Consider the following 12,251-nt stretch of genomic DNA (forward strand, 5'->3'; position numbering starts at 1 on the left):
CACTGGAATCCGTGACTTCAGAGGAAACCGTCGACGTCGTGCTGATCGGCGGGGGCATCATGAGTGCGACACTCGGCTCCCTGCTCTCGCAACTCCAACCCGATTGGACGATCCGCGTCTACGAGCGACTTGGTGAAGTCGCGCAGGAGTCGTCGAACGCGTGGAACAACGCGGGCACGGGCCATGCCGCCCTCTGCGAGCTCAACTACATGCCCGAGAACTCCGACGGCACGGTGAGCGCCGACAAGGCGGTCTCGATCAACGAGCAGTTCCAGGTGAGCCGGCAGTACTGGTCGTACCTCGTCGAACAGGGTGCACTGCCCGAGCCGCACAACTTCATCAACACCGCGCCGCACATGACCTTCGTCAAGGGCAAGGCGAACATCGAGTACCTGAAGAAGCGCGTCGCCGCCCTCGAGGGCCAGCCGCTCTTCGAAGAGATGGAGTTCACGGAGGACCTCGAGCGCATCGCCGAGTGGACCCCGCTCCTCGCGAAGAAGCGCAACCCGAAGGTGCGCGTCGCCGCGACCCGCACGGTCGCCGGCACCGACGTCGACTTCGGAGCGCTCACGAAGCTCCTCTTCCGCGACATCGAGCGCCGCGGCGCCGAGATCGCCACGAACCACCAGGTCACCTGGCTGAAGCGCCAGCCGAACGGCACGTGGAAGCTGCGCCTGCGTCACCTCGTCGGCAACACTCCCAAGACGGTCAACGCACGCTTCGTGTTCGTGGGCGCCGGAGGCGGGGCGCTCGCGCTCCTGCAGCACTCGGGCATCCCCGAGATCAAGGGCTTCGGCGGCTTCCCGATCTCGGGCCAGTTCTTCCGCACGACGAACCCCAAGATCGTCGCGCAGCACCACGCGAAGGTCTACGGCAAGGCCGCGAAGGGTGCGCCGCCGATGTCGGTGCCGCACCTCGACACCCGCGTCGTCGACGGCGAGACCGCCCTGCTGTTCGGGCCGTACGCCGGTTTCACGCCGAAGTTCCTGAAGAGCTCGACGTGGTTCGACCTGCCGTTCTCGATCCGGCTGCACAACCTCGGCCCGATGATCCAGGTGGGCCTGAAGAACTTCGACCTCGTGAAGTACCTCGTCTCCGAGCTCGTCGCCTCGCGCGAGAAGAAGCTCGCAGCGCTCCGCGAGTTCATGCCCACCGCCAAGAGCGAGGACTGGGAGCTCATCACCGCCGGCCAGCGCGTGCAGGTCATGAAGAAGGACCCCGAGAAGGGCGGCGTGCTGCAGTTCGGCACCGAAGTCATCACGGGCGCCGACGGAACGATCGCGGGCCTGCTCGGCGCCTCTCCGGGGGCGTCGACCGCCGCGCCCATCATGCTCGACGTGCTCGGCCGCTGCTTCCCCGACCGCATGGCCGGCTGGGAGTCGAAGCTGCGCGAGATGATCCCGAGCTACGGCACGAAGCTCTCGAGCGACCCCGAGGCGGCCGCCGCCTCGCTCGCGGCCACGGCGAAGGTGCTGAACATCACGGCCTGACGCTCTCGATGCCGGGTCTCGACAGGCCCGACCAGCGAGCTTCTGCGGGTTGAGTCAGCCGAAACCTGAGCACGTCGAAACCCGAGCTTGTCGAAACCCGGAGCGCTCTGGTACCGTCGTACCCGCTATGAAGTGAGCACACACCCCGTCCCGCGCCTGAGGCGCCGTCGACATCGGGTGTGCTCACGGCTCTGATCAGGCCGTGCCGGTCGCGACCGCGACAGTGCGCACCCATCGACGGCAATGCCCGGCGGGATCCTTCCGCTCCCGGGCGGTCGTCGGCGCCGCGCGCCCGCGTTCCGCCAGCTCGGTGCATCGTGCGCACGGCACGCGCGCCGCGGCATCCGTCGACTGCCCGGGGGCATTCGCGCAAAGGGCGTACCGCATGGCTGTATCCGTCACCCATTCCCACCATCTCCGTGTCGACGGGCTCTCCGTCTCATATCCCGATCGACGCGTGTTCTCAGACCTCGGCTTCGCCGTCGCCCCGGGCCAGCGCCTCGGGCTGATCGGCGAGAACGGAGCCGGCAAGTCCACCCTGCTCCGGCTCATGGCCGGCGACTTCGAGCGAGCGGATGCCGCGGCATCCGTCGGCTCGGAGGCCACCACCTCGGGCCGCATCACCCGGCCGCGTCGCACGGCGCTGCTCGCCCAGGAGCTGCCGTTCGGCCCGGGCGACCGTATCGGCGAGGTGCTCGAGGCCGCACTCGCCGAGGTGCGGGCGATCGAGCGCGAGCTCGAAGACGCCTCGGCGGCGCTGGCCGACGACCAGTCGGACGATGACTCGGGCGCCGGCCCCGACGCCTCCGCCGCGCGCTACTCGGCCGCGCTCGACGCCGCAGAACGCGCCGACGTGTGGAGCGCCGAGGCGCGTCGCGACGAGCTGCTCGACGGGCTCGGCGTCGGCTCGCTCGGCCTCGACCGGCGTGTCGACGAGCTCTCGGGCGGCCAGCGATCGCGCTTCGCGCTCGCCGCGCTGCTGCTCAGCGCGCCCGACGCGCTGCTGCTCGACGAGCCGACCAACCACCTCGATGATGCCGCAGCGGCATTCCTGGAGGACCGGCTTCGCTCGTGGCGCGGTCCGGTCGTGTTCGCGAGTCACGACCGGGCGTTCCTCGAACGGGCGGCCACGGGGCTGCTCGACCTCGACCCCGGCAGGGAGGGCGCTCTCGCACGTGCCGGGGCGGGAGCCGGGTCTCCCGACGGCCAGCCGGACGCGGTGCTCGCCGCAGCGGGCGGAACCGTCTTCGGCGGCGGGTTCAGCGAGTTTCTGCAGGTGAAGGCCGACGAGCGGCAGCGCTGGCTCCGCCAGTACGACGACGAGCAGGCGGAGCTGAGGCGACTCCGGGGCGAGGTCGGCGGCGCTGCCCGTCGTGTCGCCCATGGCCGGGCAGCCACCGACAACGACAAGTTCATCAGGCACTTCAAGGGCGAGAATGTCGACCAGGCGATCTCGCGGCGCGTGCGGAACCTCGAGATGCGCCTCGCGACCCTCGAGCGAGAGCAGGTGCCGAAGCCTCCAGCGCCGCTCGTCTTCGCCGGCATCCCGTCGGGCTCGCACGCCTTCGACGAGGAGTCCGGCCTGCTGCTGCAGCTGTCGGAGGTGACCGTCGACGGCCGGCTTTCGCTCGAGACCCTGCAGGTCGCCCCGCTCACGCGGCTCCTCGTGACGGGTGCGAACGGCGCCGGCAAGTCGACGCTGCTGAACGTGCTCGCGGGCGCTCAGCGTGTCGATGACGGCACCGTGCACCGGCGAAAGGGGCTGCGCGTGCAACTGCTCGAGCAGGACGTGCGCTTCGCCGACCCCGACGCGACACCGCGGCGGCTGTACGAGCGCGTGCTCGGCGAACGACGGGTCGAGCAGGTGCCGCTCGGCAGCCTCGGCCTGATCGCCCCTCGCGACGAGTCGCGCCCGGTCGGCGCGCTCTCCGTCGGCCAGCAGCGGCGCCTCGCGCTCGCGCTCGTGATCGCGCGGCCGCCGCACGTGTTCCTGCTCGACGAGCCGACGAACCACCTCTCGCTCGCCCTCGCGACCGACCTCGAGGAGGCGCTCGGCGCCTACCCCGGCGCCGTCGTCATCGCGAGCCACGACCGGTGGCTGCGGCGCAGGTGGGCGGGGGAGGAGCTCGAACTCGTGGCGGGAAGCGCCGTGACGAGTGGCGCGGTGCCGGTAGGAGCGCTCCGATAGACGAGCGGATGCCGCGGCGCGCGTGTCGCCGCGGCATCCGCTTGCTTCTCGTTCGAACATGTGTTCGAATATCGGTATGCGGTGGAGCGGGCAGGAACTGGGGGTGGAGCAGACCGGCGCGCTCCCCGGGCTCGCGAAGCTCAACAACCTCGTTCGCTCGGTGCAGACGCCAGACTTCGCGGGCGTCACCTTTCACGAGGTGCTCGCGAAGTCCGCCCTCAACCGCGTGCCGGGCCAGTCGGCGATGCCGTTCGGCTGGACCATCAACCCGTATCGGGGCTGCAGCCATGCCTGCGTCTATTGCTTCGCCCGGCCCACGCACACCTATCTCGACCTCGACGCCGGCGACGACTTCGACCGGCAGATCATCGTGAAGGTCAACGTCGCCGACGTGCTGCGACGCGAGCTCGCGAAGCCGTCGTGGCGGCATGAACCTGTCGCCCTCGGCACCAACACCGACCCGTATCAGCGTGCCGAGGGGCGCTACACGCTCATGCCGGGCATCATCGAGGCACTCGCCACGAGCGGCACGCCGTTCAGCATCCTCACCAAGGGCACGCTGCTGCGGCGCGACCTGCCGCTGCTCGTCGAGGCCGCAGCCCTTGTTCCCGTCGACGTCGCCATGTCGATCGCGATCTACGACGACGAACTGCAGCATTCCGTCGAACCGGGCACCCCGAGCACGAAGGCGCGGCTTGCCACCGTCACCGCGGTTCGCGACGCGGGGCTCGACTGCTCGGTGTTCCTGATGCCGATCCTGCCCTACCTCACCGACACGAAGGCGCACCTCGACGAGGCGTTGCGGTCGGTGAAGGCGGCCGGTGGCACGAGCGTGCTCTACTCCGCCCTGCACCTGCGCGGCGCGGTGAAGCCGTGGTTCATGCAGTGGCTCGAGCGTGCCCACCCCGACCTCGTGCCCAAGTACCGCTCGATGTACTACGGCAACAATGCCTACGCGCCAAAGGCGTACCGACAGTGGCTCGGCGAGCGCATCCGGCCGCTGATCAGGGCCCATCGACTCGAACGTGGTCGCGAAGACCCCGTCACCGGGGGAGTGCGTTCCTCGGCGCTCGCCGGTGGTCCGGCCAGTGGCTTCGTCGACGGCCGGCGGCCCGCCGGGCATGCGCGACCGGTCGCCTCGGGCGGCGAACTCCCCGAATCGCTGAGCCTGCCGCCCGACCCGTCGGCGCTGTTCTGATCGCAAGTCCCCGCGAGCCTCCCGGAAACTGGGATAATCCGCTGGAGGCCCGAACAGTGGTGTTCGCAGGCGGTACGAGCGGAGGTAACGATGACCCTGGGGTTGCCGGGGCACCTCGCGCGCGATTCGCAGAGCCGAGCGCTCGCGAACGCCGGCCACGCGGCGGCGTACACCTGCCTCGGCATCGGCGTGGTGCTGTGCGGCGTCATGGCGACGATCGGCGGCCGACCGGAGCGCTGGAACGTGGCGCTGCTCCTCATCATCATGGTCGTGCTGCTCACGCTCGTCGCGCGGTACCCGACCGTGACGTTGACCGTGCTATACCTCATCGTCGGAGCCGGGATCGTCCTGGCGATCACGATCATGATCATGCCCGACGGCGAGTTCCCGACGACGAGCAACGCCGCGCTCGCGCTGCCGGCCACCGCGCTCCTCCTCGTGGGCGGTGCGGGCAGCGGTTCGGCGATCGCAGTCACGTGGACGACGCTCGGCTTCGCCCTCAGCGAGGCGGCGGCCTTCCTCGGCGTCGTCATCGCCGGGAGCGTGTACTCGCCGAACCTCGCGGTGTGCTTCGCGTTCGCCATCGTCGTGATCGTGCGGGTGTTCGACGGGGTCACCCGCCGGTTCGACATGCGCCGCGAGACCGGCCTGCATCGCGCGAGCCAGCAGACCAGGGAGCTCGCGATCCGCCACGACTACGAGCTTCGTGCCACCGCGCGTCTGCACGACACCGCGCTCAGTCACCTGGTGGCGATCGCCGCAGCAGGGTCCGGCCCGGTCGACGAGCGCCTGCGGGTCGGCATCCGTCAAGATCTCGGCCTCATCGTGGGGCGCGACTGGGCGATCGACCACGCACTCGGCAACGACGGCTCGACGGGCACGACGGCGTTGCGCTCCTTCGCGCCGCCCGCGGGCGCATCGTCATCGACGCCGCCGGGTGCGACTGCACGGGGCGGGCGGGCGAGCGGATGGCGCGGCCGAGCGCGAGCCAACGGCATGGCGACCGACCCCCGAACACCTGTGGAGGAGACCGTGCCATCGCTCTCGCATGCGTTCTCGGCTGCGGCCAACGCGGGCCTCGACGTGCGAGTGACCGGGGATTTCTCGGTGCTCGCCACCTTGGGTCCACGCCGGGTCGCAGCGCTCGACGCCGCGGTCGCGCAGTGCCTCATCAATGTCGCCCGCCACGCTGGAGTCGATCAGGCCGAACTCGCGCTCGGACTGGGGGGCGGCGAGGTGACGGTCGCCGTCATGGACAGCGGCGTGGGCTTCGACGAGAGCGAGGTGCCGCCCGATCGCATCGGCCTGCGCACCTCGATCCGTGCCCGCATCGAGCAGGAGCAGGGCACGGTTCGCCTCTGGTCGACGAAGGGGATCGGCACGACCATCGTGCTGACCGTGCCCGAGGGCGGCGAATGAGCGGGCACCTGCGGCTCACCCCGCAGGAGGCCGATCCGATCGGGGCCATCAGCGCGTCGCCGATCGTGACCGTCGGCTCGATCCTCGCCTTCCTGCTCGCCACCGGCCTGACCTGGTCGCATCGGAGCGAAGTGGGCTCACCGCTGGCGGCCGGCATCGCGCTCGTGCTCGTGGCCGCGGCGGGCGCTGCAGCGGTGATCGCCTCGTCGCCGGCGCGCGCCCCGTTCACCAACGAGCGCCTCTGGATCATCGTGACGCTGGCGGTGGGCGGCGCCATCGCGGAGTACGTCAGCACGATCGGCAACAATCGCCAGCTCTCCGACGACTTCGGGCCGACCGTCATCGGCATGCTCATTCTCGCGCTCGCCCCGTTCTGCACGTGGGTGTCGCTCGCGCTCGCCGGAGTGTTGTCTGCTGCGGTCCTCTCGATCCTCGTCATCGGAGCCTCGATGTACGCGTCGTCCGAGGCGCCGATCGCCGCGCTCATCACCCTGAACTCGGCGCCCGTGCTCGCGATGTCGGCGGCGGCGGCCGGCTACTCGTACGGGATCGTCGCCGAGACCCTCGCCTGGCAACGCGAGGCCAACCGGGCGGCGTTGCAGCGCGACGCCGAGCTGCGCGCCGGCATCGCCCGTTCGGTGCAGCAGAGCCGGGTCTCGGTGCTCGGGCGGGAGGTGCTGCCCTTCCTCGCCGGCGTCATGACGGCCGAACGCATCTCGGTGGCCGACGCCGACCGGGCGCGCGAGCTCGCCGAAGCCCTCCGCCGGGCGCTGCGGGCGGGCATCGAGTCGACCTGGCTCGATGACCTCGCTATGAACATCCGGATGAATCGGGGCGTGGACACGATCATCGACGACCCGACGGGTGCCGCAGCGGCGCTCACCGCCGACCAACGCTCGGCGCTCACCGCCCTCATCTCGTGGCTCGGCGATGCCTCCCGATCACAGCTCATCCGGGTCGCGTTCACCGGCGCGGGCGATGGTGACGGGCATGGTGACATCGTGCTCGTCTCCGATTCCGGGGCCTCGCCGCCGAGCCGACGCGAACTCGATCGCTTCGTCGCCGTGGCGCGCGCAGTCGCCTTACGTGCGGATGCGACGCTGACGCGAGAGAATGTGACGGTGGGGTTGAGTTATGACATCGATTGAGCACGCACCGCCAGCGGTCCCGGCAGCGCCGTACCGACTGGCCCTGCTCGACGACCACGAGCTCATCGTCGACGGGCTCGCACGGTGGTTCACCGACTTCGCCGCTGACTTCACGGTCGTCATCCGTGTCACGAGCTGGTTGGATCTTGTGCGGGACCCCGAGTTCCCCGTCGACCTCGTTCTGATGGACCTGCAACTCGGCGACACCGTCTCCATCGAGTCGCGCATCAGGGCGTGCCGCGCCGCAGGGGCGAAGGTGATCGTCGTCACCGCGATCGACGACGAGGAATCTCGCCGCCGATCGCTCGTGGCGGGTGCAGCCGGCTTCGTCTCCAAGACGCTGCCGGCCGATGAACTCGTCGACTACGCGCGGCGCGTCATGCGAGGCGAGCGGGTGCAGCGGCATCCGTCGACCGCGGTGCGCGCCGACGCCGCCGGCGACGGCGATCCACCCGACCGGCACGGCGTGGCGCTGAGCGCGGCCGAAGAGAAGGCGCTGCGTTACTACGCGCAAGGACTCAGCACGGTGGAGGTCGGCCGACGCATGGAGGTCGGCTACGAGACGGCGAAGACCTACTTGCGACGTGTGCGCGAGAAGTACGCCAAGGCGGGCCGGCCGGCGAGCCGCAAGGCCGAGCTGATCCGTCGCGCGGCGGAAGACGGGTACCTCGAGTAGATGGCGAAGCTGTACTTCCGCTATGGGGCGATGAACTCCGGCAAGTCGACGGCGTTGCTCCAGGCGGCATTCAACTATGAAGAGCGCGGGCACCAGGTGCTGCTCGCGAAGCCGGCGGTCGACACGAAGGGTGATTGCGACATCGTCTCCCGGCTCGGAGTGGTGCGCGAGGTCGACTTCACCATCGCCCCCGACTCGAGCGTGCGCGAGCTGTTCGCGGCGCATCGCGATCGGGTGATCGAACAGCGAGGTCGCGACGTGAGTTGCCTGCTCGTCGACGAGGCCCAGTTCCTGAACTCCGATCAGGTCGACGATCTGCTGCGCATCGCGCTCATCGACGGTGTGCCGGTGCTCGCCTACGGCATTCGCACCGACTTCCAGACGGTGGCGTTCCCCGGCAGCAGACGGCTGCTCGAGATCTCGCACAGCCTCGAGGAACTGAAGACCATCTGCCGTTGCGGTCGCAAGGCGATCTTCAACGCGCGGCTCATCGATGGGGAGTTCGTCTTCGACGGCGACCAGGTCGCGATCGACGGCGAGGCCGTCACCTACGAATCGCTCTGCGGCGTCTGCTACCTCGAAGAGAGCGGCGGCGTGCTGAACGGGCGCCACTGAGCGGATGCCGCGAGGGCTGGCGCTTTCGGTGCGCGGCGCGTGAAGCGGGGCTGGCGCTTTCGGTGCGCGGCGCGTGAAGATGGAGTGAGACTCCACGGAGGTGCGCCATGAACGAGATCGCAGTGGGCGTCAGTACCGGCGGATCCGCCACGATGCGCGCCGTGCGTTGGGCGGCCGAGCGAGCGTCGGCGTCGGGCAGCAGCCTGCGCCTCGTGCACGTCGTCGACGACGATTCGGCGATCGTGGCGCGCGCCGCAGCCGCACCGGGGGAGGCGACGAGCGTCGACAGCATCGACGCCGAACGCCAGGTGCGGCAGTGCCTCGACGAAGCCGCGGCGCTCGTCTTGGGCATCGACGACCGCATCTCGATCGTCACGACGCTCGAACACGGGTCGCCCGTCGACGTCTTCGAACGGATCTCGGCCGACGCCGAAATGCTCGTGGTGGGCAGCGATTGGCACGGAGGTCGCCGGGCGAGCCGCCGCCGAGTACTGAGCCTTCGCATCGCCGCGGTCAGTCGAGCTGCGGTCGCGGTCATCCCCGACCTCGATCCCGGCGATCGCCGGGGCGTCGTCGTGGGAGTCGACGGCTCGCACATCTCCGATCACGCCCTCGCATTCGCGGCCGACGAGGCCGCGCGAACGGGCGAACCGCTCATCGCCGTGCACTCCTGGGACGTGGTCGCGATGGTCGGCGGCGAGTACGGCTATGGCGCCCCGCTCGTCGCCGCCGACGACCTCGCCCGGGCGGAGTCCGAGATCCTCGACGCTGCGCTCGCGCCGGTCGTCGCCGCGCACCCCGGACTGGAGGTACGTCGCTCGGTGGTGGCCGGCGATCCCGTGCACGATCTCACCGAGGCCGCCTCGGAGGCGAGCATGCTCGTGGTCGGCAGCCACGGACGCGGGGCACTCGCGCGATTCCTGCTCGGATCCGTCAGTCAGGGCGTGCTCGCCGATCTCGTGGCTCCGACGATCGTGCTCAGGTGACCGGCGCCGCCCGTCTCGACACCGTGTCGTCCGTCGTGCCCACCGCGAGGAGAGTCGACGGCGTGGACGCCGCTCGGGGGCTCGCGCTCATCGGCATGTTCATCGCGCACGTCGCGCCTGCTGCGACATCCGCTGACCTGGCCTCGCTGCTGGCGATCGCCGACGAGCGTCCTCGACTGCTGTTCGCTCTGACCGCTGGAATGGGCCTGGCCTTCATCTCCGGCGGCGTCCGCCCGATCGTGACGGGCCGGGGCCCGCTGCGGCGGCAGATCGCGATCAGGGCGGTGATTCTCATCGCGCTCGGGGTGCTCATCGCGGTGACGCTGCATCCGCTCGTGTTCATCATCCTCGATGTCTACGGGGTCGCCTTCCTCGTGATGCTGCCCCTGTTGTTCATCCCTGCTCGTGCGGCCCTCGCCGCGGGCATCGCCCTGCTCGCGGTCATGCCGGGGCTCGCCGAGCTCGCGAGCACCACCGAGGTCGTCGCCGATCTGCAGTCGGGTTCGTTCGCGATCGTCGCGGACTGGTTCGTGAGCGGCGCCTATCCCGTCGTCGAGTGGGTTCCCGTCATGATGATCGGCCTCGCCCTCGTGCGCTTCGACCTCGCATCGCCGCGTGTGGTCACGGTCGCGGCCGTCACTGGGGCCGCGACGGCATCGGTGCTGCTGCCCCTCGTCGCCCTGATGCCCGGCGGCGGTGCCTCCTCGTTCGCCGGCGAGGTCGATCCGGGCGTCTCGGCGCTGCGCACCTCGCTCGAGGCGCTCGGCAACGTCGGTGTCGGCGTCGTCATCGTGGCGGGGATGCTGCTGCTCACCTTCTTCGCACGCCCGTCGGTGCGCCGGGTGGCCGGTGCCGTGCTCTCGCCGGTCATCGCGATGGGGGCGATGCCGCTGACGATCTACACGCTGCACCTGCTCGTGCTCGCCGCGTCGATCCGCATCGAGAACGGCTACTACACCGACGACTCCGGCGAGCTCCTGTTCGGGCTCATCGCAGGATCGATGGTCTTCGCCTGGCTGTGGCGGCGCTACCTCGGCCGGGGTCCGCTCGAGCGTCTGCTCAGGTGGGCGAGCGGTCGCGGCCGAGCGGATGCCGCGCGTGTGACACCTCCGAAGTGAACGGCAGCGGGCGTTCCGGTAGCGCACCGCTCCGTCCGGCGTCGGCGCAGCGGCGGTACGGCAGAATGGAACGGTTCGATCGGGAGGATCTCCATGCGCATCTCCGTCATCGGCTGCGGCTATCTCGGCGCGGTGCATGCTTCTGCGATGGCCGAGCTCGGCCACGACGTGGTCGGCATCGATGTCGACGAACGCAAGATCGCGGCGCTCGCGGCCGGTCGGCCCGCGTTCTACGAGCCGGGGCTCCCCGAGATCCTCGCCTCGGCCACGGCGAGCGGACGGTTGCGCTTCAGCACCGACATCGCTGCTGCCGCCGATGCCGAGGTCCATTTCCTCGCCGTCGGCACCCCGCAGGCGGCTGAGACCGGTGCCGCCGATGTGTCATACGTCGATGCGGCCTTCACCGCACTGCTGCCGCACCTGACCGCAGGGTCACTCATCGTCGGCAAGAGCACCGTGCCCGTCGGCACGGCTGCTCGCCTCGCCGCTCAGCTCGCATTCGAGGCCCCTCACGCGAGTCTCGCGTGGAACCCCGAGTTCCTGCGCGAGGGCTTCGCCGTGAAGGACACCCTCTCGCCCGATCGGCTGGTCTACGGCGTCGCACCGGGCGATGACCACGCGGCATCCGTGCTCGATCACGTGTATCGAGCCGCGATCGAGGCCGGCACGCCTCGCATCGTCACCGACTACGCTACCGCCGAGCTCGTGAAGGTCGCCGCGAACGCCTTCCTTGCGACGAAGATCAGCTTCATCAACGCGATGTCGGAGATCGCAGATGCCACCGGCGCAGACGTCACGGCGCTCGCGGACGCGATCGGGCACGACGTCCGCATCGGTCGGCGATTCCTGAACGCCGGCGTCGGTTTCGGTGGCGGCTGCCTTCCGAAGGACATCCGTGGATTCATCGCTCGGGCCGAGGAGCTCGGCCTGAACGACACCCTCGCGTTCCTCGGCGAGGTCGACCAGGTTAATCTCAGGCAGCGCCGTCGAGTCGTGGAGCTCGCAGTGCAGGACCTCGGCGGTTCGGCGGCCGGGAAGAAGGTTGCCGTGCTCGGTGTGACCTTCAAGCCCGATTCCGACGACGTGCGCGACTCGCCCGCCCTCGACATCGCGGTCAGCCTGCAGGAGCACGGCGCCGACGTCGTCGTCACCGACCCAGAGGGCATCGAGAGCGCTCTCGCGCGACGCCCCGACCTGGTCACGGCATCGACGACCCGGGAGGCTCTGTTCGGGGCGGATCTCGTGATCCTCGCCACCGAGTGGAACGAGTACCGCACGCTGGATCCGGAAGCGACCGGTCGGCTCGTAGGGGAGCGGCGGATCATCGATGGACGCAACGTTCTCGATCCGGCTGCATGGAGGGCCGCGGGCTGGCACTACCGCGGGATCGGCCGGCCGTAGCCCGATCGGATC

General features: G+C 69.9%; 10 protein-coding genes. All 10 read left to right on the plus strand.

Features of this window, described 5'->3' with window-relative positions:
• Positions 1 to 11: 11 nt before the first annotated feature.
• The 10 genes from VPH61_RS07695 to VPH61_RS07740 all read left to right on the plus strand — a co-directional run bounded on the left by VPH61_RS07695 (position 12) and on the right by VPH61_RS07740 (position 12,239).
• On the plus strand, positions 12 to 1,490 hold the full coding sequence (locus tag VPH61_RS07695) for a malate:quinone oxidoreductase (RefSeq protein WP_332062914.1): 1,479 nt from the start codon (positions 12 to 14) through the stop codon (positions 1,488 to 1,490).
• A gap of 385 nt (positions 1,491 to 1,875) precedes the next feature.
• Positions 1,876 to 3,678, plus strand: a complete 1,803-nt coding sequence (locus tag VPH61_RS07700; RefSeq protein ID WP_332062915.1) for an ABC-F family ATP-binding cassette domain-containing protein — start codon at positions 1,876 to 1,878, stop codon at positions 3,676 to 3,678.
• 76 nt (positions 3,679 to 3,754) lie between these two features.
• Positions 3,755 to 4,876: an Rv2578c family radical SAM protein gene (locus tag VPH61_RS07705; RefSeq protein ID WP_332062916.1), complete on the plus strand. Its 1,122-nt coding sequence runs from the start codon at positions 3,755 to 3,757 to the stop codon at positions 4,874 to 4,876.
• Between the two features lie 90 nt (positions 4,877 to 4,966).
• Positions 4,967 to 6,295: a sensor histidine kinase gene (locus VPH61_RS07710; protein WP_332062917.1), complete on the plus strand. Its 1,329-nt coding sequence runs from the start codon at positions 4,967 to 4,969 to the stop codon at positions 6,293 to 6,295.
• Positions 6,292 to 7,443 (plus strand): hypothetical protein, encoded by a 1,152-nt coding sequence (locus tag VPH61_RS07715; protein WP_332062918.1) that lies wholly within the window; start codon positions 6,292 to 6,294, stop codon positions 7,441 to 7,443. The genes VPH61_RS07710 and VPH61_RS07715 overlap by 4 nt, the downstream gene beginning before the upstream one ends.
• Positions 7,430 to 8,119 carry a response regulator transcription factor gene (locus VPH61_RS07720; protein WP_332062919.1) on the plus strand — a complete coding sequence of 230 codons (690 nt, stop codon included), beginning with the start codon at positions 7,430 to 7,432 and terminating at the stop codon, positions 8,117 to 8,119. Before VPH61_RS07715 ends, VPH61_RS07720 begins: the two co-directional genes overlap by 14 nt.
• On the plus strand, positions 8,120 to 8,734 hold the full coding sequence (locus tag VPH61_RS07725) for a thymidine kinase (protein ID WP_332062920.1): 615 nt from the start codon (positions 8,120 to 8,122) through the stop codon (positions 8,732 to 8,734).
• A 107-nt stretch (positions 8,735 to 8,841) separates the two neighbouring features.
• Positions 8,842 to 9,720: a universal stress protein gene (locus VPH61_RS07730; protein ID WP_332062921.1), complete on the plus strand. Its 879-nt coding sequence runs from the start codon at positions 8,842 to 8,844 to the stop codon at positions 9,718 to 9,720.
• On the plus strand, positions 9,717 to 10,838 hold the full coding sequence (locus VPH61_RS07735; protein ID WP_332062922.1) for a heparan-alpha-glucosaminide N-acetyltransferase domain-containing protein: 1,122 nt from the start codon (positions 9,717 to 9,719) through the stop codon (positions 10,836 to 10,838). The genes VPH61_RS07730 and VPH61_RS07735 overlap by 4 nt, the downstream gene beginning before the upstream one ends.
• A 93-nt stretch (positions 10,839 to 10,931) precedes the next feature.
• Positions 10,932 to 12,239: a UDP-glucose dehydrogenase family protein gene (locus VPH61_RS07740; protein WP_332062923.1), complete on the plus strand. Its 1,308-nt coding sequence runs from the start codon at positions 10,932 to 10,934 to the stop codon at positions 12,237 to 12,239.
• Positions 12,240 to 12,251 lie beyond the last annotated feature (12 nt).

Origin of the sequence: Agromyces sp. CCNWLW203 (assembly GCF_036576125.1) — a bacterium.
GTDB lineage: Bacteria > Actinomycetota > Actinomycetes > Actinomycetales > Microbacteriaceae > Agromyces.

Excerpts from the sequence above, each read along its gene's own strand:
- VPH61_RS07700 (WP_332062915.1), top strand. The coding sequence starts at position 1,876 with ATGGCTGTATCCGTCACCCATTCCCACCATCTCCGTGTCGACGGGCTC.
- VPH61_RS07705 (WP_332062916.1), top strand. The coding sequence starts at position 3,755 with ATGCGGTGGAGCGGGCAGGAACTGGGGGTGGAGCAGACCGGCGCGCTC.
- VPH61_RS07710 (WP_332062917.1), top strand. The coding sequence starts at position 4,967 with ATGACCCTGGGGTTGCCGGGGCACCTCGCGCGCGATTCGCAGAGCCGA.
- VPH61_RS07715 (WP_332062918.1), top strand. The coding sequence starts at position 6,292 with ATGAGCGGGCACCTGCGGCTCACCCCGCAGGAGGCCGATCCGATCGGG.
- VPH61_RS07720 (WP_332062919.1), top strand. The coding sequence starts at position 7,430 with ATGACATCGATTGAGCACGCACCGCCAGCGGTCCCGGCAGCGCCGTAC.
- VPH61_RS07725 (WP_332062920.1), top strand. The coding sequence starts at position 8,120 with ATGGCGAAGCTGTACTTCCGCTATGGGGCGATGAACTCCGGCAAGTCG.
- VPH61_RS07730 (WP_332062921.1), top strand. The coding sequence starts at position 8,842 with ATGAACGAGATCGCAGTGGGCGTCAGTACCGGCGGATCCGCCACGATG.
- VPH61_RS07740 (WP_332062923.1), top strand. The coding sequence starts at position 10,932 with ATGCGCATCTCCGTCATCGGCTGCGGCTATCTCGGCGCGGTGCATGCT.